At 65.1% G+C, this 20840-nt stretch carries 23 protein-coding genes; 1 reads left to right on the forward strand and 22 read right to left on the reverse strand.

Going from position 1 to position 20840, the window contains the following annotated elements; translation table 11 throughout:
* Positions 1-87 precede the first annotated feature (87 nt).
* On the forward strand, positions 88-957 hold the full coding sequence (locus B4920_RS11810) for a PA4780 family RIO1-like protein kinase (RefSeq protein ID WP_079434888.1): 870 nt from the start codon (positions 88-90) through the stop codon (positions 955-957).
* A 24-nt stretch (positions 958-981) separates the two neighbouring features.
* On the opposite strand, the gene B4920_RS11815 is transcribed toward B4920_RS11810, so the two are convergent.
* The 22 genes from B4920_RS11815 to B4920_RS11915 form a co-directional block, all read right to left on the reverse strand.
* Complete coding sequence (locus tag B4920_RS11815; protein ID WP_079434889.1) at positions 982-1845, reverse strand: Dyp-type peroxidase; 864 nt, start codon at positions 1843-1845, stop codon at positions 982-984.
* A 59-nt stretch (positions 1846-1904) separates the two neighbouring features.
* Entirely contained in the window at positions 1905-2507 is a 603-nt protein-coding gene (metW, locus tag B4920_RS11820) for a methionine biosynthesis protein MetW (RefSeq protein WP_079434890.1), read from the reverse strand.
* A 10-nt stretch (positions 2508-2517) separates the two neighbouring features.
* Positions 2518-3642: a homoserine O-acetyltransferase gene (locus B4920_RS11825; RefSeq protein ID WP_079434891.1), complete on the reverse strand. Its 1125-nt coding sequence runs from the start codon at positions 3640-3642 to the stop codon at positions 2518-2520.
* A 168-nt stretch (positions 3643-3810) separates the two neighbouring features.
* Positions 3811-5532, reverse strand: coding sequence for a phosphoenolpyruvate--protein phosphotransferase (gene ptsP, locus B4920_RS11830; RefSeq protein WP_079434892.1), 1722 nt, complete (start codon positions 5530-5532; stop codon positions 3811-3813).
* A gap of 64 nt (positions 5533-5596) precedes the next feature.
* On the reverse strand, positions 5597-5866 hold the full coding sequence (locus tag B4920_RS11835; protein WP_079434893.1) for an HPr family phosphocarrier protein: 270 nt from the start codon (positions 5864-5866) through the stop codon (positions 5597-5599).
* A 53-nt stretch (positions 5867-5919) separates the two neighbouring features.
* Positions 5920-6303: a PTS sugar transporter subunit IIA gene (locus tag B4920_RS11840; protein ID WP_079434894.1), complete on the reverse strand. Its 384-nt coding sequence runs from the start codon at positions 6301-6303 to the stop codon at positions 5920-5922.
* A gap of 80 nt (positions 6304-6383) precedes the next feature.
* Entirely contained in the window at positions 6384-7436 is a 1053-nt protein-coding gene (locus B4920_RS11845; protein WP_079434895.1) for an FAD:protein FMN transferase, read from the reverse strand.
* Positions 7427-8368: a glutathione synthase gene (gene gshB, locus B4920_RS11850; RefSeq protein ID WP_079434896.1), complete on the reverse strand. Its 942-nt coding sequence runs from the start codon at positions 8366-8368 to the stop codon at positions 7427-7429. Before gshB ends, B4920_RS11845 begins: the two co-directional genes overlap by 10 nt.
* A gap of 39 nt (positions 8369-8407) precedes the next feature.
* On the reverse strand, positions 8408-9706 hold the full coding sequence (gene gshA, locus B4920_RS11855; RefSeq protein ID WP_079434897.1) for a glutamate--cysteine ligase: 1299 nt from the start codon (positions 9704-9706) through the stop codon (positions 8408-8410).
* Between the two features lie 98 nt (positions 9707-9804).
* Positions 9805-11073 (reverse strand): class I SAM-dependent DNA methyltransferase, encoded by a 1269-nt coding sequence (locus tag B4920_RS11860; protein WP_254050913.1) that lies wholly within the window; start codon positions 11071-11073, stop codon positions 9805-9807.
* A gap of 34 nt (positions 11074-11107) precedes the next feature.
* Positions 11108-12331 (reverse strand): radical SAM family heme chaperone HemW, encoded by a 1224-nt coding sequence (hemW, locus tag B4920_RS11865; protein ID WP_079434898.1) that lies wholly within the window; start codon positions 12329-12331, stop codon positions 11108-11110.
* A 25-nt stretch (positions 12332-12356) separates the two neighbouring features.
* Complete coding sequence (gene rdgB, locus B4920_RS11870; RefSeq protein ID WP_079434899.1) at positions 12357-12950, reverse strand: RdgB/HAM1 family non-canonical purine NTP pyrophosphatase; 594 nt, start codon at positions 12948-12950, stop codon at positions 12357-12359.
* Positions 12951-12972: 22 nt separating this feature from the next.
* On the reverse strand, positions 12973-13719 hold the full coding sequence (rph, locus tag B4920_RS11875) for a ribonuclease PH (RefSeq protein WP_079434900.1): 747 nt from the start codon (positions 13717-13719) through the stop codon (positions 12973-12975).
* A gap of 178 nt (positions 13720-13897) precedes the next feature.
* Positions 13898-14458: a recombinase family protein gene (locus B4920_RS11880; RefSeq protein WP_079434901.1), complete on the reverse strand. Its 561-nt coding sequence runs from the start codon at positions 14456-14458 to the stop codon at positions 13898-13900.
* 190 nt (positions 14459-14648) lie between these two features.
* Entirely contained in the window at positions 14649-16898 is a 2250-nt protein-coding gene (locus B4920_RS11885; protein ID WP_079434902.1) for a S8 family serine peptidase, read from the reverse strand.
* A 10-nt stretch (positions 16899-16908) separates the two neighbouring features.
* The gene (locus B4920_RS11890; protein WP_079434903.1) at positions 16909-18030 is read right to left on the reverse strand and encodes an AAA family ATPase; all 1122 of its coding nucleotides are present in this window, start codon (positions 18028-18030) and stop codon (positions 16909-16911) included.
* A 221-nt stretch (positions 18031-18251) separates the two neighbouring features.
* A complete protein-coding gene (locus tag B4920_RS11895) occupies positions 18252-18485 on the reverse strand; it encodes a hypothetical protein (protein ID WP_254050909.1) in 234 nt (77 codons plus the stop codon).
* 394 nt (positions 18486-18879) lie between these two features.
* The gene (locus B4920_RS29920; protein ID WP_216819846.1) at positions 18880-18969 is read right to left on the reverse strand and encodes a type II toxin-antitoxin system HicB family antitoxin; all 90 of its coding nucleotides are present in this window, start codon (positions 18967-18969) and stop codon (positions 18880-18882) included.
* A 20-nt stretch (positions 18970-18989) separates the two neighbouring features.
* Entirely contained in the window at positions 18990-19334 is a 345-nt protein-coding gene (locus B4920_RS11900; RefSeq protein WP_216819848.1) for a type II toxin-antitoxin system HicB family antitoxin, read from the reverse strand.
* Positions 19334-19627, reverse strand: a complete 294-nt coding sequence (locus B4920_RS11905) for a DNA-binding transcriptional regulator (protein ID WP_079434904.1) — start codon at positions 19625-19627, stop codon at positions 19334-19336. The genes B4920_RS11900 and B4920_RS11905 overlap by 1 nt, the downstream gene beginning before the upstream one ends.
* A complete protein-coding gene (locus B4920_RS11910; RefSeq protein WP_079434905.1) occupies positions 19620-19943 on the reverse strand; it encodes a type II toxin-antitoxin system RelE/ParE family toxin in 324 nt (107 codons plus the stop codon). Before B4920_RS11910 ends, B4920_RS11905 begins: the two co-directional genes overlap by 8 nt.
* A gap of 207 nt (positions 19944-20150) precedes the next feature.
* Positions 20151-20840 (reverse strand): DUF3987 domain-containing protein (locus B4920_RS11915; RefSeq protein ID WP_139379499.1); only part of this gene is annotated, 690 nt, incomplete at its 5' end.

The following is a 20840-nucleotide window of genomic DNA, read 5'->3' on the forward strand; positions in this document are numbered from 1 at the left end:
CATCCCCGGCAAGGATCTCCCCATCGAATCCTCCATCGTCACCCCGTTGCTGGCGACCGGCGCCAGGCCGCACCCGGAGAGACGCGCATGAAGACGCCGAGCCGGATCGAACCGCTGGTCGCCGACGGGCTGGTGGATGGCGTGTTGCGTCAGTTGATGAGTGGCAAGGAAGCCATGGTCTACGTCGTCCAGTGTGGCGATGAGATCCGCTGCGCCAAGGTGTACAAGGAGGCCAACAAGCGTGGCTTCCACACCGCGGTGGATTACACCGAGGGCCGCAAGGTGAAGAACAGCCGCCAGGCCCGAGCGATGGCCAAGCGCTCCCGCTATGGCCGCGAGGAGCAGGAGGCCGCCTGGCAGCACGCCGAGGTGGATGCGCTGCGCCGCCTCGCCGCGGCTGGTGTGAGGGTGCCCGAACCCTACCAGTTCCATGAGGGCGTGCTGCTGATGGAGTTGGTGGCCGACGAGGACGGCGAGCCGGCGCCGCGCCTCAACGATCTGGCGTTGAGCGAGGAGGAGGCGCTTGCCTACCACGCGGCCCTGATCCGCGAGGTGGTGCGCATGCTGTGCGCCGGCATCGTGCACGGCGATCTGTCCGAGTACAACGTGCTGGTGGATGGAAACGGCCCGGTCATCATCGACCTGCCCCAGGCGGTGGATGCCGCGGCCAACAACAACGCCAAGCGGATGCTGGAACGGGACGTGGACAACCTGGCCAGCTACTTCGGCCAGTTCGCCCCGGTGTTGCTGGGGACCCGCTACGGCCCTGAAATCTGGTCCCTCTACGAAACCGGCGCGCTCCATCCGGAAAGCGTTCTGACCGGGCATTTCGAGGAGGCCGCGCGGGATGTGGACCTGGATGAGGTGATGCAGGTCATCGACGCCGCCAAGGATGAAGATGCCGAACGGCGGGCCCGCCAGGAGGCCGCCCGGCTCGAGGAACTGGGCGGGGATTGAGCGGACACGGCCGTTTGGCTGTTTTCAGTCGTGCAGACGGGACAGGTCCAGTTTGCCGTCGGTGATCGGCGGGCACCAGAAGTAGCTGCCGGACAGTGGCCGCGTGAAGCGGAACAGTGCGTCCACGATGCCGTCCTCCAGGCCGACCATGCGGCGCATCTGGGCCTGGAAGGCGTCCACCGTGTGGCCAAAGGCGACGAACATCAGGCCGGCTTCGCGGCCCTCGGCCCACGGCAGCGAGCGGCGCAGCACGAAGGCTTCAGGCGTGAAGCTCTCCTGGGCGGTGCGCTTTACGTGGGCTGATGCGGGAGCGTCGTCGAGTTCCTCGTTGTCGGAGCGGCGGCGGCCGATGCAGTCGTCGCGCTCCTCCGGCTGCATCGCCTCGAGGCGGCGGAAATCGTGGATCCAGCGTTGCACGGCGACGAAGCTGGAGCCGTCGGTGGCGATTGCGGCTTCGACAGCGGCTTCTTCGGTGGGATTCTCGGTGCCATCCTCGTAACCGCTGAGGTCGCGGCCGCCGTCATGTTTGAAGGCGTCCCAGGATTCTTCCAGGTGGAACACCGGGGCGAGGGCTTCCTCGATATGGCGGGCCCGGTGCAGCAGCTCGCCGCGGTCCTCGCCGCGCAGCCACAGCCACAGCGCGAAGGGCGTCGAGGGCAGCTCCACGCCGGGGCCGTTGAGCGGCGGGAAGGGTTTGAGGCCGGCGACCTTCCTGCCGAGCGCGCTGACCGGCGCCAGGCCGATGCCGGCCACGGTGCGCTCGCCGTCCACGACGGCTTGCAGGGCGGCGAGGCCGGCGGACACGTCGCTGTCGGGCGCGAGGGAAAAGGACAGGTAGCGGGCGAGGGGCGGCAGCGGCTGCAGGATGCCGGCTTGCGGGGTGCTCATGATTCTCTCCGGGTATTGTTCGTTTCGCTGGCGATGATAGAGCAATCCCCGCCGGGCCGTCAGCCGCCCGCGGCGTCGTTGCGGCCGAGGCGGTAGAGGGCCACGCTGGCCAGGAAGTTAGGCTCCTCGACGATCACCTTGTCCTCGTCGAATGCCAGCCGCTCACGGATCGCGATGCCTTCCTGTTCGCACAGGGTTTCGAAGTCGGCAATGGTGAAGAAGCGCACATTGGGCGTGTCGTACCACTGGTACGGCAGGTTCTTGGAAACCGGCATGCGTCCGTTGAGGATGGCCTGGCGATGGCGCCAGTAGGCGAAGTTGGGGAAACTCACCACCGCCTCGTGGCCGACCCGCAGCATTTCCTTGAGGATGCCCTGGGTGTTGCGCATGGCCTGCAGCGACAGGCTCATGATGACGTGGTCGAAGAAGCCGTCGTCGAAGCCGGCAAGGCCTTGTTCGAGGTCGATCTGGATCACGTTGACGCCGTTGCGGGCGCAGGCCAGCACGCCCTCCGGGCTCTTCTCGACGCCGTAGCCGCGGACCTGGCGGCGATCCTGGAGGTAACGCAGCAGGCTGCCGTCGCCGCAGCCCAGGTCGAGGATCCGTTCGCCGGGCTCGATCCAGTTGGAGATCACATCGTAGTCGTAACGCTGGAAGCTCATCTTTTAGCCCTCACAGCTTGATGTTGTCGATGTAGGCCCGCAGCACGGAGTGGTACTGGGCATCGTCGAGGAGGAAGGAGTCGTGCCCGGCCGGACAGTCGATCTCGGCGTAGCTGACCCGCCGGTCGCTGTGCATCAGCGCATAGACGATTTCCCGGCTGCGCGACGGGGCGAAGCGCCAGTCGGTGCTGAAGGACACCACCAGGTAGTCGGCCTTGGCACGGCCGAGGGCCGCCACCAGGTCGCCGTCGTAGTCGAAGGCCGGGTCGTAGTAGTCGAGGGCCTTGGTGGTCAGCAGGTAGGTGTTGGCGTCGAAGAAGCCGGCGAACTTGTCGCCTTGGTAGCGCAGGTAGGACTCGATCTCGAATTCCACGTCGTAGCTGAACACCGGCTTGTCGTGGCGTAGCGTGCGGCCGAATTTCTGGCCCATCGCGTCGTCCGACAGGTAGGTGATGTGGCCGACCATGCGCGCCAGCGCCAGGCCGCGGGTCGGGACCACGCCATGCTCGTAGTAGTGGCCGCCGTGGAACTCCGGGTCTTTCAGGATGGCCTGGCGGGCCACCTCGTTGAAGGCGATGTTCTGCGCGGTGAGCTTGGGGGCGGAGGCGATCACCAGCGCATGGGCGACGCGCTCGGGATACTGCAGCGTCCACGACAGGGCCTGCATGCCGCCGAGGCTGCCGCCGACCACCGCGGCGAAGCGCTCGATGCCGAGCTGGTCGGCCAGACGGGCCTGGGCATCGACCCAGTCTTCGACGGTGACGAAGGGGAAGTCGGCGCCCCAGGGTTTGCCGGTGGCCAGGTTGATGCAGTTGGGACCGGAGCTGCCATAACAGCCGCCCAGGTTGTTCACCCCGATCACGAAGAAGCGCCCGGTGTCGAGGGGCTTGCCGGGGCCGACCAGATTGTCCCACCAGCCGACGGTGCCCGTATCGGCGTGCACGCCGGCCACATGGTGGGAGCCGGACAGCGCGTGGCAGACCAGCACCGCGTTGCTGCGTGCGGCGTTGAGGGTGCCGTAGGTCTCATAGACCAGGTCGTACTCGGGGAGGGCTCCGCCGCTCTTGAGGGGCAGGGGCGTGCTGAAGTGGGCCGTCTGCGGCACCACGATTCCGACGGATTGTTCTTGTGTCATCTCAGTTTCGTCCCGGAAACGAAAAACCCAGCCGGCGAACGGTCGCGGACTGGGCTGCCGTCGCTTTAGCCGTACTTGTAAAGCGCCCGCAAGCTGAAGGTTTCAAATCGGCGCTGTGGGGTGAAGAGTAGCGCGATGGCCGGCGGCAAGTCAAACCGGCCACCGGCCTTACAGCTTCTCGACCGCCTCGCGGACCCGGTCAGGATCATCGAGCTTGAGCAGGCGTTGCACCTTGGCAGTCAGGTCGGCGGCGTCGGCGCGTAGGATGGCCTGCTTGACCTCGAGGATCTGCGCCGGATGCATCGAGAACTGGCGCAGACCCATGCCGATCAGCAGGCGGGCGCAGTCCGGATCGCCGGCCATTTCGCCGCACACCGACACCGGGATGCCGGCCTTCACGCCGGCCTGGATGGTCTGGTGGATCAGGCGCAGCACCGCCGGGTGGAGCGGGTTGTAGAGGTGGGCGACGGCCTCGTTGCCGCGGTCGATGGCCAGCGTGTACTGGATCAGGTCGTTGGTGCCGATGGACAGGAACTGCAGGCGCCGGGTGAAGGCGCCCAGGCATAGCGCGGCGGCAGGCACTTCGATCATGCCGCCCACCGGTACGGCCTCGTCGAACTTGATCTTGCGTTCGCGCAGCTGGGTCTTGGCCTTCTCGAGGAGGATCAGGGTTTGGTCGATCTCGTTGCTGCTGGCCAGCATCGGGATCAGGATCTTCAGCTTGCCGAAGTGGCTGGCCCGCAGCAGCGCGCGCAGCTGGGTGAGGAACATCTTCGGCTCGGCCAGGCAGTAGCGGATCGCCCGCAGGCCGAGGGCCGGGTTGTCCTCGGGCCGTGTGGCGCCTTCGAGCTCCTTGTCGGCGCCCACGTCGAGGGTGCGCACGGTGACCGGCTTGCCGGCCATCGTCTTGACGACCGCCTTGTAGGCCTCGAACTGCTCGTCTTCGTCCGGCCAGGTGTCGCGGCTCATGAACAGGAATTCGGTGCGGAACAGCCCGACGCCGTCGGCCTCGACGTTCCTGGCCTGGATCGCGTCGGGGGGCAGCTCGATGTTGGCGAGGATCTGTACCTCCTCGCCGTCGAGGGTGGCCGCGCGCATCGACTTGAGGCGCTTGAGCTTGGAGCGCTCCAGCTCCACCTCGGCCTTGCGCAGGCGGTATTCCTCGAGGACCCGCTCATCCGGATCGACGATGACCACGCCGCGGGTGCCGTCGATGATGATCAGCTCGTCGTCCTTGACCACGTGGCGGATGTGGCGCAGCGCCACCACCGCCGGGATCGACAGGCTGCGGGCGACGATGGCGGTGTGCCCGGTTGGGCCGCCCGCATCGGTGATGAAGCCGGCGACGGCGTGGTCCTTGAAACCGATGGTGTCGGTCGGCGACAGGTCGTGGGCGACGACGATGGTGCCGAGGCCGTCCTTGCGTTTCGGCGGCAGGTGGCCCGGATGGCCGAGCAGGACCTTGACGACCCGTTCCACCACCTGCACCACGTCGGCCTTGCGCTCGCGCAGATAGGCGTCCTCGATGGCCTCGAACTGTTCGACCAGCTGTTCCATCTGCTGGACCATCGCCCATTCGGCGTTGGAGCGGCGGGTGCGGATCAGGTTGGCCGCCGCGTCCACGAGCATCGGATCCTGCAGGATCATGATGTGCATGCCGATGAAAGCGTCCACCTCGGACGGCGCGGCGCCGGTGCTGGCCGAGGCCTTCAGGCTGACCAATTCCGCCTTGACCGTGGCGACGGCGGTGAGCAGGCGCGCGACTTCGGCCTCCACGTGCTTGGGGGCGATCGTGAAATGGGCGACTTCCAGCAGCGCGTGGGAAACCAGGTGGGCATGGCCGATGGCAATGCCTTGGGATACGGCGAGACCGTGGACGGTGAAACTCATGGTCGCACCCGTGCGGCAGACTGAGGGCTTACCGGACGGGTGCGTAAGAGGAGGGGACGGCGCGTCATTCGCCTTCCCCGAACTTGTCGGCGATGAGGCCGACGAGGGCGGCCATGGCCTGGTCGGCATCGCGGCCGTTGATGTCGATGGTGATCGTGCTGCCTTTTGCCGCGGCCAGCATCATGACCCCCATGATGCTCTTGGCGTTGACCCGCTTGCCGTTGCGTTCGAGCCAGACATCGCTTTCATAGGCGCTCGCGGTCTGGGTCAGTTTGGCCGAGGCACGGGCATGCAGCCCCAGCTTGTTGATGATTTCGGCTTCCTGGCGTGGCATGTCTTTGTTCTTCCTCGATGTGGTTGTGGGCTCTTGTTGTTGTAATGGGGCCTTTATTTCATATGCACGACGCCTTCGCAGGCGCCGGCCACGGCTTTCTTGACCAGCACTTCCATGTTGCGTTCCCGGTAAGTGATGGTCCTCAGCAGCATGGGCAGGTTCACGCCGGCCACGCCTTCGATGCGGCCGGGCTCGAGGAGCTTGGCTGCAGTGTTGGCGGGCGTGGCGCCGAGCATGTCGGTCAGGATCAATACCCCGTCCCCGCTATCGACCATGTTCAGCAGGCGTCGGGCAAGGGGCAGGACGTCAAGAGGATCATCCTGTCCGGATACGCCGAGTTGCAGCAGCTGGGGCGGACGGCGGTTCATGACATGGCACGTGCACTGGATGAGGGCTTCACCCAGGCTGCCATGGGTAATGAGGAAAATTCCGATCATTCAGGCCATTCTATCCGAAGGGGCCCGAGGGGCAAGCCGCAATCCGGCCGGATGCTGCGTCAGATCAAAGAAGTTGTGTCTCAGTCGACGATCTTGGCGGCTTTGATCTTGTCGCCGTACTGCAGGCGATCGTTGAGGGCGCGGGTGACCTCGATCTGGCCATCGGCACTCACCCGCAGCGCGTGATCGATGCCGAAGCGCCTGGCGTATTCGCGCCAACGCTCGCCGCCCAGATAGACCGGTTTGCTGGCCGCATCGGACAGCGTGCCGGCGTTGGCGCGCGGGGTGATCAGGATGGTGACGGCCTGGGTGCCCCGTGCCGGCATGCCGGTACGCGGATCGAGCAGATGGCAGTAGCGCACGCCGTCCAGCTCGAAGAAGCGCTGGTAGTCGCCGGAGGTGCCGATAGCTTCGCCGTCGCGCAGTGGCAGGGAGGCCAGCGGACGCGGTTCGCGGGGGTGCTGGATGCCGACCCGCCAGGGCTGGTCGCCCTTGCTGCCGAGGGCCAGCACGTTGCCGCCGATGTTGATGAGGGCGTTGCTCACGCCATGGGCGCGCAGGATCGCAGCCGCCCGATCGAGGGCGTAACCCTTGCCGTAGCCGCCCAGGTCGAGCTGGACGGCCCGGTTGCGGCTGCTGACCTTGTCGCCGACGATACTCAGGTCGGCCATCTGCGGGTGGGCCTTGGTGATGGCGGCCAGCTTGGCCGGGTCGGGGTGAGTCGGCACGAAGGTGTCGGTGTGGAAGCCCCACAGGGCGATCAGCTCGCCGAGGGCCGGGTCGAACAGCTCGTCACCGGTGGCGGCGATGGCCTTGGCGTCGCTGAGCATGGCCGCTAGCTCGGGCGACACCGGAATGTCCTGCTGGCCGGCGGCGATGGCGCTGTTGAGAGCGGTGAGTTCGGATGGTTCCCAGGCGTGGTAGGTCCGGTGCAGACGGTCGAACTCGCGCAGCACCTCGCTCACCGCTGCGCGGGAGTGTTCCTCGGAGGCGTCCCAGGTGAGGACTTCAACGCGGGTACCGAAGACGTAGGATTCCTGCTGATGGATGCGCTCCCGGCTGCAGCCGGCCAGCAGGCCGGCCGCGCAGGCTACCGAGGCCAGCCAGCCGGCGAGGCGCCGCTTCAGGCGCATGCGGCCTCCAGGGCGTCGATGACCGCGCCGGGCACGTCGAAGCCCATCTGGGCGGTGATCTCGACCATGCAGGTGGGGCTGGTGACGTTGATCTCGGTGAGGCGGTCGCCGATCACGTCGAGGCCGACGATGAGCAGGCCGCGGGCCCACAGGATGGGGGCCAGGTATTCGGCGATCGCGCGTTCGCCGTCGGTCAGCGGCATGGCCACGCCGCGCCCGCCGGCGGCCAGGTTGCCGCGGGTCTCGCCGGCCTTGGGGATGCGGGCGAGGGAGTAGGGGATGACCTTGCCGCCGATGATCAGAACCCGCTTGTCGCCCCCGGAGATGGCCGGCAGATAGGCTTGGGCCATGATCGTGCGGTGCTCTTCCTGGGTGAGGGTCTCAATGATCACGTTGCGGTTGGGGTCGTCGGCGCGGACGCGGAAGATCTGGCTGCCGCCCATGCCGTCGAGGGGCTTGAGGATGGTGTCGCCGTGGGCGTCGATGAAGGCATTGACGTCGTCAGCGGCGCGGGCCACGCGGGTCGGCGGGATGAACTGCGGAAATTCGAGGATCGCCAGCTTCTCGGAGTGGTCGCGGATCGACGCCGGGTTGTTGAAGATCCGCGCACCGGCCTTGGCGGCGCTTTCCAGCAGCCAGGTGGCGGTTACATATTCGAAATCGAAGGGCGGGTCCTGGCGCATCAGCACTGCGTCGTAGGCGGTGAGGGGCAGGCTTTCTTCGGTGCCCGCCACGTACCAGGCTTCGTCGTCGTCGGTCAGCGTCAGGGGGAGCGCGCGGGCGCTGACGGTGCCGGCTTCCCACACCAGATGTTCGCGCTGGATGGCGTAGACCTGGTGGCCACGGCGGGCGGCGGCCCGCATCATGGCGATGCTGGAGTCCTTGTAGGCCTTGAGTTTGTCGAGGGGGTCGAGGATGAAGGCGAATTTCATGGTCGTGTCGGTAGTAACGGGTCAGTGGGGGCTTGGTGGTCAGGCCGCCTCCTCGGTGAAGAGTGCCGGTTCGGTGGCCTCGATCTCGAGGGCTGCCGCCAGCAGGGCCAGGCGGGCCACCACGCCGTAGGCGTAGAAGCGGTTCGGCGGCGCATCCGGGCCCTGGGTACAGTCGGGCAGGCTGCACGGGGCCTCGAAGGCCAGTGGCTCGAAGTGCATGCCCGGGGCGTTGAGGTTTTCGTCGCGGCCGCGTTGGGTGTGCACCCGGTAGAAACCACCCACCACATAGTGATCCATCATGTAGACCACCGGCTCGGCGACGGCGTTATGGACAGTTTCGAAGGTGGGCACGCCTTCCTGGATGATCACGTCGTGGACTTCCAGGCCTTCCTTGACGACGCTCATCTTGTTGCGCTGCTTGCGGTTGAGGCCGATCAGCTCGGCCGCGTCCTTGACCGTCATGACGCCCATGCCGTAGGTGCCGGCGTCGGCCTTGACGATCACGAAGGGCTCCTCGCCGATTTCGTATTCCTTGTACTTGGCGCGGATGCCGTGGAGCATCGTGGCGACCTTGTCGGCGAGTTCCTGCTCGCCGCTGCGGGCTTGGAAGTCCAGTCCGCTGCAGCTGTCCCAGGCCGGGTTGATGCGCCACGGGTCGATGCCGATGGCCGCGCCGAAATCCTGGGCCACGCGGTCGTAGGCGGCGGCGTGCCTGGACTTGCGGCGGGCGTGCCAGCCAGCATGCAGCGGCGGGATCACCCACTGGTCGTGCAGGTTTTCCAACTGGGAGGGAACGCCGGCGGACAGGTCGTTGTTGAGCAACACCGCACAGGGGTCGAAGTTCTTCAGGCCGAGGCGGCGGCCGTGGCGCTCCAGGGGTTCGAGCGTGAGGCTGGCGCCGTTGGCCAGCTCGACCACGGTCGGCTCGGTGATCTCCGGCAGCAGGCTGCCGAGACGCACCTCCAGGCCGGTGAGGCGCAGGATGGACACCAGCCTGGCGACGTTCTGCAGGTAGAACCGGTTGCGGGTGTGGTTCTCGGGGATCAGCAGGATCGACTGGGCGCCGACGCAGATGCGTTCGATGGCGGCCTGGGCGGCCTGCACGCAGAGCGGCATGAAGGCGTCGTTGAGATTGTTGAAACCACCGGGAAACAGGTTGAGATCCACCGGGGCGAGCTTGAAGCCCGAGTTGCGCAGGTCGGTGGAGCCGTAGAAGGGTGGCAGGTGCTCCTGCCATTGGGTGCGCATCCAGCGCTCGATGGCACAGGCGTTGTCGAGTAAGTGCCGTTCCAGCTCCAGCAGGGGGCCGGTGAGCGCGGTGGTGAGATGGGGAACCATGGGGCCTCGCGGACTGTTCTCAGGTGGGCGATGCGTCGGGGGTCCGACGGATGCGCGTGCGTCGTCGACCTGCGTGGCCCGTATTTGTTCGCCGGATGTTACACCATCGACTCCGGTGGCCCCGGCAGGGGGGCCTCGGCTGTGGGTGGCAGGAAGGCCCGGAAACAGTCGGGCAGCGGTGCATTTTCCAGGCTGCGCTGGGAGAACAGGTAGCGCCCGTCGCAGACGAAGCCCAGGTCGGCCCAGTCCACCCCGTTGAGGGCGTCGCGGAAGGCGGCCAGGTCGGCATCGCGACGCAGCGGAAAGACGCCGAGGATCGCCCCGTCGAAGTTGTTGCAGGGATGCAGGAAGAACGGGTTCGGCTGGCGCGTCTTGGTGTTTACATAGACCCGCGGTGCGTCGGTCTGCGGATAGCCGCGCCCCCATTGCCACCAGTTGTTTTCGTCGAAGGGGCGGATACGCCGGGCGAGCAGGCGGTCCCGGTGCGGCAGCAGGGCGCTTGGCGCGTCGGCGCCGGGTTCGCACCAGATCATGCGACGGGTCTCGCCGCTGCGGGCGGTGCGGGAGCTGACGCAGTCCCGCGTGCCGGCCGTGTCGCTGACGTAGATGTCGTCGGCCCCGGAGACCGCGCCGACCTTCACGCTGGCCACGTCGGCCAGGCTGAGGGGGTATTCGCCGCGGGAGAACAGCAGGTGGCCGGCGCATTCGAAGAAGTGGCGGGCCTGCCAGGGCGGCTGTTCGAGGCTGCGGGCGAGGTCGTCGCCCTGGCCGATCTGTGCCCAGGCGGTGCGGCGCGACAGGTTGCCGAGCTCGTAGCGCCAGATCAGGCAGTTGGGTACCGCGCCGGAAAACACCCGTGCGTCGCCCAGGTCGATGGCGTGGGTGATGGTGCCGTGCTCGAACAGCCAGCGGTTGAGCGGGCGGGCGCTGGTGGCCTTGAGGAAGTCGCGCGGGGTGATGAAGATCAGCTCGCCGCCCGGCTGCAGGTGGCGCAGGCACTTCTCGATGAAGAACAGGTAGAGGTTGCTGCGTCCGTCGAGGCCGTCCTGGCGCAGCAGGGTCCGCGTGTCCCGGCCGATATCCTGGTAGCGCACATAGGGCGGGTTGCCGATCACGGTTTCGAACTTCTCGCTCTCCGGATAGGCGAAGAAGTCCTCGTTGCGCGCATTGGGCGGACACTGGCGGGGGTCGAACTCGATGCCCACCGCGTTGTGCAGGTGGCGCAGGAAGGCGCCGTCGCCGCAGGAGGGCTCGAGCACGCGGCCGGCGTTCTGGCGCAGGCGCAGCATGGAGCGCACGACCTTTTCGGGCGTGAACACCTGGCCGAGAGCCTCGGGGGTCGGCAGGTCGGCGGCGGTCGGAGTCAGGGGCTTGGGGCCGGGCTTGGCGGGCACGGGCGGCTCAGGCGGCGAGGAACAGCATCAGCAGTTCGTTGAGGAAGTGGCGGCCCTTGGCGGACGGGCGCAGGGTGTCGTCATCGATCTCGATCAACCCCTGCTGGCGGGCCTTCAGCAGGCCTTCCTCGGCGGCCTCGAAGGGCAGGCCGGTACGCTCGGAGAACAACCGGCGGGGCACGCCCTTGTTGAGGCGCAGCGCGTTCATCATGAACTCGAAGGGCAGTTCGTCGGTGCCGATGCTGCGCCGCTCCTGTACGAAGGCACCGCTGTCGCGGGCCGCCAGGTAGGCCGCCGGATGCTTGGGGCGGGTTTCGCGCACGATGCCTTCGTGGGACGACAGCTTGCCGTGGGCGCCGGCGCCGATGCCCAGGTAGTCGCCGAAGGTCCAGTAGTTGAGGTTGTGGCGGCACTCCCGCTGCGGCTTGGCGAAGGCCGAGGTCTCGTAGTGGCCGTAGCCGGCTGCGGCCAGGCGCGCCTCGACGAGGTCCTGCATGTCGGCGGACAGGTCGGGATCGGGCACTTCCGGCGGGTTGGCGGCGAAGGCGGTGTTGGGTTCCAGCGTCAGGTGGTAGCAGGACAGGTGCTGGGGTCCGAGGGCCAGCGCGGTGCCGAGATCGGCCTCCGCTTCGGCGAGGGTCTGGCCGGGCAGCGCGTACATCAGGTCGAGGTTGACCGCCTCGAAATGGCTCAGCGCCGCTTCGGCCGCGGCGATGGCGTCGGTGCGGCCATGGATGCGCCCGAGGGCCTGCAGGTGGCGGTCGTCGAAACTCTGGATGCCGACCGACAGGCGATTGATGCCGGCCTGGCGGAAGGCGCGGAAACGCCCGGAATCGACGGTGCCCGGGTTGGCTTCGAGCGTGATCTCGGCCTGCGGGTCGAGCTGCACGCGCATGCGGATCGCGGTGAGCAGCTCGTCCAGCCCGTCGGGGGTGATCAGGCTCGGCGTGCCGCCACCGATGAAGATGGTGTGCACGCGGCGGCCCCAGATCTGCGGTAGCGCGCTTTCCAGGTCGGCTACCAGGGCCTCGATGTAGGCCTTCTCGGGAATGCCCTCGTCCTTGACCGCGTGGGAATTGAAGTCGCAGTACGGGCACTTGCGCACGCACCACGGGAAATGCACGTACAGGGACAGGGGCGGCGACGCGGTGAGGCGGGACTCCCAGCGGCCATCGGCGGATTTCGGCGCGGCGGCCCTGGGAGTGATCGGGATGATCCGGTTTTCGGGCATGGAGCGTGATGCGTGGAGCGGGGGCTCAGCTCTGTTCGGCGCGCAGCTTGTCGAGCAACTGGCGGAAGGCGGAGCCCCGGTGGGACAGGACGTTCTTGAGTTCGTGCGGGATCTCGGCGGCGGTCTGCTCCAGGTCGGTGACGAGGAACAGCGGGTCGTAGCCGAAACCACCCTTGCCGCGCGGCGCGGGCAGGATCTCGCCGTGCCATTCGCCGCAGGCGATCAGCGGCTGCGGGTCGTCGGCGTGGCGGACGAGAGCCAGCGCGCAGTAGAAGCGCGCGCGGCGGTCGGCCTGGCCAGCCAGGCGTTCGAGCAGTAGTGCGTTGTTGCGTTCGTCGGACTTGGGCTCGCCGGCAAAGCGTGCCGACAGCACGCCTGGCGCGCCGCCCAGTACGTCCACGCACAGCCCGGAGTCGTCGGCGAGGGCCGGCAAACCGGTGGCGCGGGACGCGTGGCGGGCCTTGGCGAGGGCGTTCTCGACGAAGCTGGGATGCGGCTCCTCGGCCTCGCTGACGTTGAAGGCCGACTGGGGCAGCACTTCGATGCCGAGCGGGGCGAGCAGTGCGGAGAGTTCCTTGAGTTTGCCGGCGTTGCCGCTGGCCAGGACGAGCTGTTTCATGGCGCCAGATCCTCCGTGGGCTTCAGGCGCCAATGCCGAGCGCCTTTTTCTGTTCGACGACCAATTGGGCCACGCCGGCGGCGGCGAGTTCCAGCAGGCTGTCGAGTTCGGTACGGGAGAAGGGTGTGCCTTCGGCGGTGCCCTGCACTTCGACGAAGCCGCCGCTGCCGGTCATCACCACGTTCATGTCGGTGTCGCCGCCGGAGTCTTCCGGGTAGTCGAGATCGAGCACCGGGACGCCCTTGTAGATGCCGACGGAGATGGCGGCGACGAAGTCGCGCATCGGGTTGGCGGGCAGCTTGCCGGCCTTGACCAGGCCTTCGAGGGCGTCATGGACGGCGATGCAGGCGCCGGTGATGGACGCCGTGCGGGTGCCGCCGTCGGCCTGCAGCACGTCGCAGTCGATGGTGATCTGGCGTTCGCCGAGGGCTTCCATGTCCACCACGGCGCGCAGGCTGCGGCCGATCAGGCGCTGGATCTCCTGGGTGCGGCCGCTCTGCTTGCCCTTGGCGGCTTCCCGCGGGCTGCGGGTGTGGGTGGAGCGGGGCAGCATGCCGTACTCGGCGGTCAGCCAGCCCTGGCCCTTGCCGCGCAGGAAGGGCGGCACGCTTTCCTCGACGCTGGCGGTGCACAGCACGCGGGTGTCGCCGAATTCGATCAGCACCGAGCCTTCGGCGTGGCGGGTGAAGCCGCGGGTGATGCGGATCGGACGGAGGGCGGCGGGCGCGCGGCCGCTGGGGCGGGTGAAGGTGTCGGAGGCGGTGGTCATTTGAATTTGTGGATGGATTCTTGGGTTTGTAGCTGAAGGCCTTGTGCAAAAAGGCTTTCTGGTGTTTTGCTCTTGGCGTGGCTACACGTTTAGCTACACAGATTACTTCGGTTAGCTTCCATTGTAGCCAGTGCTCACATCTGGTGTGTGGGCCGCGGATATTTCACTCCGTTGGGGCTCAATCTTTCGCGCAGGCGCGCTTCACGCTTGCGACGGAGATTCCAAAGTGTTCGGCCGTCGCCTTGATGCTGGCGGAGTTCTCCGTACGCCACGCGACCACCTCGGCATCATTCACCGTTTTCTTGCGCCCCAGGTGCTTGCCCTCCGCTCGTGCCCGCTCCAGCCCGGCGAGCTGACGAGCCTTCAGGTTCTCCCGTTCCAGTTCCGCCACTGCAGCCAGCATCGTGAGCATGAGTTTCCCGGCAGGCGTCGCCAGGTCGAAGCCTTCCCGCATCGAAATGACCGAGGCGCCGGTCTCTTTCAAGGCTTCGACGGTGTTCAGCACATCCAGGGTGTTACGGCCGAGGCGATCGATTGCCGCGACCACGACTACATCACCTTCCCGCACGTACGTGAGGAGCGCCGACAAACCCGCCCGCTGAGTCGCTGCCACCGTACCCGACACGCCATCGTCGGTGAACCACTTATCCACCTTGTAGCGTTCAGCGATGGTGCGCCGCTGGTTCTCGCAGGTCTGGTCGTCGGTGGAGACGCGGGTATAGGCAACGATGGCGGACATGGCAGGCCTCTATGTGGCTCAAAATCTATAGCTCACATAATGGGCTAGCTCAAAATAGAAAACAACTTATTTGAGCCATCTGTCTCGGGGCTGTTTCGGGGTAGCTCAAAAGGTAAGGGTTTTGATCCTTATTCCTACATGCTCAGTAAGAAATCCCACTGCGCGCGCAGGCTTGCTTCGGATGACCCACTTACGTCTGAATTTGCGCTCGCAGCATGACCCTGCTAAGTACATTGAATTGATTGAGTACGCGCGCGGAAAGATCATTCACCTCGGGCACCTTGATGCGGACGATCAACGCAAAGGGGAGCGCGCTCGGCTGCTGCTCGACGGGTAAAGGTTCGCCATCCGCGTCTTTTAAGACGTCTGCATCAGGGGCCCCCTCGTCGCGCCCCTGATAACGGATCACGAAGCAGGGGTCAGTCATTTCGCTGACCTCGATGCTGCGCTGATGATGCCTGCAAGTCTCCCATTTCAGTGCATCCCCCCGCAGGGTCTGCTCTGCATCGAACTTAGTTTTGCTGAAGAAACTTTTCGACTTTTTGCCATTCGGCTGGAAACGGATCTCGAGGCCCGCCCTGGTATAGCTCACGGGGTGGGCCGGATCCACAGGAGCGCGATAGGCAAACGTCGCAGCAATGATGAGCTTAAGTTCCGGCGGCAATCCTGACGGCAGCGGAATCTTTGCTTTCAAGGGCGATCCCTTTGCTATGAGGCCCTGATACATGACCACGACTTCGTCTTCAGGCGAATAGAGAATATCTTCGACTTCGGCGGGAAGCACTCCCCATCCGACCTCGGTCTGATCATGCCGGTAAGGATTGAACTGGGCGCGAGAAACCAGCAAGGCGTGCAGCATGATCGGATCGATCGGCTCATGCACTGTGGCCCGCACGCCTGCAGCCAGCCGCAAGGCCAGCGGCGCAGCATAGCTGGTCCCGGCACGATGGCGGATGACGCGAGAAACAGGATCGACGATACGCATCAGGTTAGTGGCTGATCCGCCGAAGGCCACCGCATCGGGCTTGACCAAACCGGGGCTACGGCCCGGCCCCAAGCAACTATAGAAAGCCCGCGCCGCCTTGCCGTGGTGATCATCACTGGCGCCCACCGCAAAGGCATTGACAGCATCTCCAGGCGGCTGGATGCGACCTAGATCCGTCCCCTGATCACCATCGTTGCCCACAGCTACGGTCATGAACAGGTCTCCGAAGGACAGAAAGTCATCCAACCGCACCGTCCATTCGTGAGGATCATCATCCAGAATAGGAACGCGAGGCCCCAGGCTCAAATTCGCAAGCTCATAGGGATACCCGCTATCCCGTGCTGCCTGGAGGGTACCGATGATCCTGTCGATAACGTCAGCGACCTGCATGTCGCCAGAGATACTGGGAAGCACCCGCACATGATCGACGTTGCAGTAAGGCGGCGCAATTGTGTGCTGCGTCGGCCCAATGGCGCCAAAAAGGAAGGCTGACGTTACCGCTTGGCCATGCTCCAGATGACTAGGCTCGGCGGCGTCTAAATCCGACGCATCGAGCGCGTTCACCCACGGCAACAGTTTTGGGGTAAAACCACCGTCGAAAATTACAGCCCTGAGAGACTCATCCATGGCCGCCCCCTCCGGAAGCGGCGGGGCAAACGCCAGCGATCGGGTTAGCCCCTGATCCGGAGTAATGGGATCATCCGTCAGCACCGGCATGTTGCGGATAGCCCGCAAATGGGTGAAGGATTCGATGACGCCAACAAATTCCCGCGCTGCGTCGGCTCCGATCTGCAAAGGCAAGAACGTCAGCCCACCAATTGTCCTGGCGCGCCGATCATCAAAGCGGGCGTTCAGCCTCCGAGCCAGATCAAAGAATGCACGGTTGATATCCGGATCGTGGACCGCGGCATGCAGCACAACCTCGACATTGCCGTCGAACTCCGTGAAATTCAGCCCCTGCTTACGATCCTGCGGCAAAAACGGATCAATGCTCTCCAGCCGAGCAAATCCATTCTGAACTGTCTTGGGTGTCGCAGCGCCGGCAAGCAACGCTGATGCCCTTACAAAGTTTTCAGCCGTACCTGCCACGATGAGCGTGGCGGTCGGCAGGCGCTTCGGCGGCTTTCCGTACACCATCTTGCGCGGCGTGACATCGACCGCGCGTGACCCCAGAAGCCTCAGTCCAGTGTTTTTCAGCAGCGACTCAGGGAAGTAGGTCTTGGCCAGAAACTCCGGATGGATGGTGAGCTTGGCGGCAATTTCTCTACGCGGCGCAAGTTTCGGATCGCGGTGCAGCGCAGTCTGGGCCAGTTTGTCCAGCGTCGGCCCCAAAAGGGAGCGCTGATGCTCGATTGAGTAAGGTGGCGGCTTACTTTCGCTACGGCCCCCCCAGTCACCGTTTTCGATGAGCTGCTCGCCCTTGCCAATCAACAGATTCCCTGTAGGCTCAGCCATGACTCTCTCCTTAAATTTCCTTCAGATCGCGCAAGACGGTGGTATGGGTGGTGCCCAGCTGTCGAGCAATCTGGTGCGCACTTTGTCCGTCGGCATGGAGCAGGCGAACCATCTCCCGGCGGGCCTGCCTGCTCGATTTTTGATGCTGCAGCTCCTGCGCGCACAGCTGCAATGCCGTTGTGAAATTCATGCAATCCAGCAATGCGCGCTTTCTGGCCTGCGTGACCAAGCGGGTCACATCTGACAGTGGGCGCCCCTCGAGCTTTGGCGCAAGGGAAGTCGACAATGGACCAGGCACATCCAGCGCCCTGAGAATCTGAACGATCTGGTCACGCGCGGGCGCCGGGAACCGGATGTTCAACTCGAAGCGGCGCAACATCGCCGGGTCGAGCAAGTCCTCAAAGTTGGTTGCCGCAATCAGGAGCGACGGGCCACTCCACGAATCCACCGCTTGTAGCAACACATTCACGACGCGCTTCAACTCACCCACATCCTGCTGATCATCGCGGCGCTTCCCCAAGGCATCGAATTCATCAAGAAACAGTACGCAAGGCGTCGTCCGAGCAAACTCGAGAGCCTGAGTGATGTTCTGCCCTGTCTTCCCGAGATAGCTGCTGATGGTGGCGGATATGTTCAACGTGGCCAGCGGCAATCCCAATTTCAGCGCGACCCAACGCGCCGCCAGTGTTTTGCCAACGCCCGGAGGCCCCTGCAGCAGGACGGTTCGCACAGGCAACAGCCCGGCCTCTTGCAATATTGATAGTGACGCCCACTCGGCTGTCAATCGATGCAAATTGCTCTCAACCATGTCGGGCCAGATGGGCTCCTGTGGCAACACAGGGCACTCTTCAATAATCAGCACTTCTGGCGCATCTGACCTCGGAACAACATTTGGGGCAAAGCGGGTCAAGGAGCTCGGAGCAGCATTCAACCCCGCAGAGATTGCTTCGGAAAGGTCCGGGGCTATTTTTCGCATCAACTGAGCAAGCCGCATTCCGCGCAGCTTGAAGCGAGTGGCGTGACCGCTGGCGCCTTCCTGCATCAGCGCAAACCATTCCTTGTGTAGCTCTTCTTTCATTGTCTTTTGGTTCAAAATGGAACTTGCTGGAACATTTATTAAATTATGTTCCATTTTTCATCGTAGCGCTAGAGCACCCGTGCAAGAAAAGGCACTGCCGTCCATCCGGACGCGGACTCATCAACGGATTCAAAGCCGAGAGCTGGTTACTCCCTAGTCGCGGTTGCGCACAGGAACCTACAAGGCGTCGGGCAGGCGCTCGCTGATCCGGTCCGAGAGGAGGCGGTGGATGAACCCGGCACAGGCCGGCCCGACGCCGGCGCCTGCTGCAGACACTAGGTGCGGTCATGAGCGAAGAAGGCCTGCGCCTCGGGCGGCAGATGGTCGATGAGGGTGCGCCGCTCGCCGGGCCGGGAGCTGCTGGCATGAATGGCCGCCGGCTGGAAGTCCTGATGCACCGTGACCACGCTGTCGGTGGCGCGCAGCCACAGCCGCTTGCCCACCAGCGCGCAGGGCACCGAGTAGAGCCCGCACTCGAAGCACACATGGCAGTCCCGATGCACCGCCATCTGGTGCCTTGTGCGGCGTTCTCGCACAGGCAGGGCGCAGGAATCACCCAGGTGTCACGGGTGCCCGGAACGGGAATCGAACCCGTAAGCCAGGCACCGGGGGAATCGAACCCCCGTCCGAGCTATCGATGTACCCAAACATCGCCGTCCGAGCGACGGGAGCGTTTCTTCATAACGCAGCACTGGTTCGATCCCAGTACCGCCCATCTCCAAGATGCGGGACATGGGCCTACATGACCTTGCACCCCATGCAAGTGCGCGACCTACCCGTTCTATCCATTGAACTACTGAGCCACCACGAGCAGCACTGGTATCGACCCGTGCATGGTGTGCACGGGGCACTGCAGACAGCACAACGCCGGGACAAGCCCGGCGCTGGTGATGAACTGAACGCTTACAGGTGCCCGCCGATTGCCAGGCGGGCGATGTAGCCGGAGCGGGTTTCCCCCGCCGCCTTGGCGGCCCGGTCGAGACGGGAGAGCACCCATCATGGGAGGGCGATGTTCACCCGTTCATCTGATCATCCAGCATGGCCGGATTGATTTCGACCAGCGCCCAGATCCAGCCAGCGAACGCCGGCTTTCCCTGATGCGCACTGATGGGCTGGGCTGGCGGCACGGCTTCGCCATCGTCCAGCAGCCCCTCGATGTACAGTTCGATGGCTTCGGGGGCGTGCTCAATGGCCTCATCGAGGGTATCGCCGGCAGAAAAGCAGCCGGGCAGATCGGGCACGACCACACCCCAGGCGTGGGTGTCGTCTCCGGGTTCGATAGCAATCGGGTAGCGCATTGCCAGGATCTCCATTGCTTCGGGCCGGCTTGCTTCCGGATCGGCTGGCAGTTCTGCCACTACCCCTGCAAAGCCTTTACCGCCGCTTTCGGGTCGTGCTGGAAAATCCGCAGCAGCGCCCGTGCTGGCCCCGTGGGGCGGGTGCGCCGCTGTTCCCAGTTCTCGACGGTACGGCGTGACACCCCCAGCAGAGCGGCAAGCTCCTTCTGGGTTACGGAGACCGCTTCACGAATGGCGTGCACATCGGGGTCGGGGATGCTCGTCACCTTCACCCCTGGCACGTTCTCGCCACGCATGTGGGCGGTCATTTCCTTTACGCCCTGCATGAGGGAGGCAAAGTCTTTTTCATTCATCGCGAAGCACTCCTTCAATCAGCTTTGCCAGTTGCCGGGCCTGGTCTGGTGTCAGGTCTTCCTGGTCGTTCTTGGCGTAGGCGAAGACCAGATAGACCACATCGGCCGCCGTGCGCCAGTAGTAGATAACGCGGGCGCCGCCACGCTTGCCCCGGCCAGGCATGGCCCATCGCAGTTTTCTCAGCCCCTCGGCCCCTGGGATGAGCGGGCCTGCGTCCGGGTGTTCGATCAGGATGGATTGAAGGCCCCGCAGGTCTTCATCTGTCCAGTTGTCACGGCGGAAGGCTTGGAAGGGGGTGAGCTCGACGAAGACCATATGGCGTAGAAGCCTATACGCTTGCAGCGTAGAAAACAACGGTGCGGGATAGACCAGGCACAAGCCGACCTGCTGCGGTAGCCACCGGTGGCCCGCTCTCGAAAACTCCCCATATGTCCCTGGTTGGGCACTGACAAAACTGACATATCTAGGATTTGTCGGTTTTGTCAGTGCGGCTCAGGCACACATGGGCCGGAATTTTCATCCTCAGTGCCGAGCAGCCGCCGATGGCACGGACTTCGGATTGACCACAAACAGCACCCGCGGCTTGGTACGTGAAGGCTCCTGCCACTCCTCCAGGTGCCCCAGCTCCACCAGCAGCCCGAGCCCTTCCGCCACGCGCTTGGGGTCTGACAGGCCCGACCAGCAGGCCCGCTGAATGTCCCGCGTGCCGAACCCCTCCCGCGCCAGATCCCCCTTCCTGATCCGCTCCAGAATCCGCCGTGCCGTGTCCGCCTCGCTCCCCTGGGCGACCCCGTAGCAGCGCCGGGCATGCGTCTCCAGATATACCGCCCAATGCAGTGCCCGCAGCGTGGAGGCAAGGCCGACCGGGCCGCTGTGCCCGTCCCCGAGGTGGAAGGTCAGCGCCAGGGCCGGGACCAGCTTGCGGTACTTGGCCAGGTGGGATTCGAGGGCCGGGTACAGCTCGCCCGAGCGCAGGCCGGCTTCGAAACCGGTGCGCCAATCGGTGAAGGCCTCCAGGGCTTCTGGATCGAAGCGCAGGAAGGGTGGGCTGTCCTCGCCTTCCTGCTCGGCGCCACGGGCTAGGGCATCGAGGGCGTCCAGCTCGTCGAACACCGCGAAGGCCATGTCCTTGGCAGGGCCGTCCGGGTAGCGGTCCACGTTCTTCCAGGTGCCGCCGGTCTCCGGCCACACCAGCAGGCCGAAGCGGGCCAG

The sequence above is a fragment of the Zoogloea sp. LCSB751 genome (assembly GCF_002028455.1).
GTDB lineage: Bacteria > Pseudomonadota > Gammaproteobacteria > Burkholderiales > Rhodocyclaceae > Zoogloea.